At 36.8% G+C, this 2,424-nt stretch carries 1 protein-coding gene and 1 pseudogene; both read left to right on the top strand.

Annotated features, from left to right (window positions below; all coding sequences use genetic code 11):
- Nucleotides 1–126 (top strand): annotated as a pseudogene (locus ACMZ6U_RS10115) (IS982 family transposase); the annotation flags it as partial.
- A 437-nt stretch (nt 127–563) separates the two neighbouring features.
- Nucleotides 564–2,424, top strand: a 1,861-nt coding sequence (locus ACMZ6U_RS10120; RefSeq protein WP_416108300.1) for a lectin-like domain-containing protein, incomplete at its 3' end; no start/stop codon positions are given.

Here is a 2,424-nt window from a genome sequence, read left to right on the forward strand (position 1 = left end):
TGCCTTTCTGAACGTTGTGCGCTATTTGACATTGAGCACGCGTTGACTAGAAGTATTAGGGGACTACAATTGAGAATCGAACAAATCACACTGGCTTATCATTTGAGATATTTTGAAATCAACTAGCACCACGAGTAAGAAATAGCAAAGGTTTGCTACGCTTTTTAAAAAAATGTGACAAAATTCAAGTTTTTGTCACATTTTTTATGTTTGGTTTTACCGTATAATTCCAATTCTAAAGTGTTAAAAAAGCAGATAATAACAGTGGTATAGAGGATTTCAGAAAAAAATGTAAAAAAAATGCAAAAAAAATTGTGTTATTTCAACTTAAGTGTTATAAGATAGGGTACTCTTAATATCTTGAAAACTAGTAAACTACTAAACTACTAGCTATGCTAGTGGTTAGCAAGGCTTTGAGCTTCAATTTATCAATTGATAAATTTTTGAAATGAATATATTTCGTGAATTGGTTACATCGGATTATTTTAAGAGTTATTAAGAATGCAAGCTAAAAATAACCTTATCTAAATTATTTAGTTGGTTAAAAAATTAGGAGGAAATAGATGTCATTGTTTAATAATCATGACTTATCTCAAACACGACAGCGATACAGCATCAAGAAATTTAAATTTGGTGTGGCATCGGTTTTGGTAGGTCTTTCATTTTTAGGATCTGCATCACCAGTGATGGCTGAAACATCTGTACCATCTACTGTGATAGAAGAAAATGAAGACGGGAAAAAGATCACAGACGAGGTCTCCCTTACTGAAGCATCTGAAGCGAAGTTGCCGGCAAATACCACAACTGATACTTCTGTCGTTAAATATGAGGAACTTGAATCTGTACGTCAATCTGCTACTACCGTTGAAGAAATTCAAAACATTATTGATCTAGCACGTGGTGCCGGGGATGAAAATAATGAAAAACAATCTTCATCATCTACTGATAGCGTTCCGGCCGATAGAGAAGTAGAACCTAAAGAAATGTCTGATGATACTAGGGATGATAAAGAGTTTGAGGAAGAGGCAGAAGTTCCTGTTACTAATGTAACAGATCAAACGGTTCCTCAAATCAATGCCTTTATTACAGACATTATTAACCGGCCTGATAATACGCCGCTTCTAGAACGGTTTGATACGACATACCAAACTTCAGAAGATAAAGTAGACGCTGTAAAGGTTCTTTTGAGTCAAGTTTATACTCCTGAAGTAGTTAATGAGCTTACAAGTCTAGCAAAGCTTAATCTTTCAAAAGGGATGAGCAGCAAAGAAGTCTTAACAGCTATTTTGGCTGCAGGTGTTGAGTTAGCTAATAATAAGAGTCGCTTAGATGGTGGACATCATGTTTTAGCGGTTTTAGAGCAACCAGTGGCTTTAGGAAGAGCGACATATAACCCCAAAGCTCGGTTAATTGTAACATCTCAGAACGCCTCTAAGCATTTTACATCTTCTGGACATGCTTATCGTAAACCTTCAGGTGTCTTTGTTTTAACAGAAGATACTAGTGGACAAGCTGGAAGTGTGCCTTTGAAAAGGCGTATTGATATGAATCAGAGCTTCGTACTTGAAGGGCGTGTAAACCTTGGAAACAAGTATGAAGGTAAGAAAATCGGTAACAGGGCTGGTGGAGATGGTATTTCTTTTTCATTTACGACAGCAGTGCCTGGAGCAGTTGGAATTCCTGGAGCTAGTATTGGTTTAGGTACTATTCCTTATTCATTTGGGTTTAAGTTGGACACTTGGCATAATACATCAAGACCCAATTCTAATCAAAAATCAGAAGCAGATCCGAAGTTTCCAGGCTATCAAAATGGAGCCTTTGGAGCCTTCTTTGCTACGAATAATCAGGGTGTCGCTTATACTGCTAAAACCGATGCAGCTAGACTAATTAAACAACCAGAATCTAACAATTTTGAAGATGTAGTCGTTGAATTTAATGGAAGAACGAAAGAAATGACCGTGACTTATGCTGGTCAAACGTTTAGAAAAAATGTTCAAGGATACATAGATAGTACTAGAAATACGACAAGGCAGATACGTGGGAGTGAAGAATTAAGTTTTGCTATTTTTGGATCAACAGGTGCAGGAACTAACTTACAGGAATTTGAACTAAAAAAGTTTGAATATTCAACAGGTGGTAGCTATATAACTGTCCGTCAGGTTGATGATAGCACTGGAAAACTTCTGAATGAAAAAACATTTTCTAGTGAAGATTACCGTAATTCAGTTATTGATCTCAGAAATGAATTAAACTTACCAAATTACATATTAAGTCGTTCAAACGAAGACACTGCTAGGGGCTATAAATCTAAAAACCGCATATCATTTATACCAGGACTACAGACAGTAACATATACTTATAAGCAGGACGCGAACAACAACGGTACCCCAGATACTGACGATGTCGCAGCCGCTGAAGCAGCCG

The sequence above is a fragment of the Streptococcus pluranimalium genome, from assembly GCF_047785745.1.
GTDB classification, from domain to species: domain Bacteria; phylum Bacillota; class Bacilli; order Lactobacillales; family Streptococcaceae; genus Streptococcus; species Streptococcus pluranimalium_B.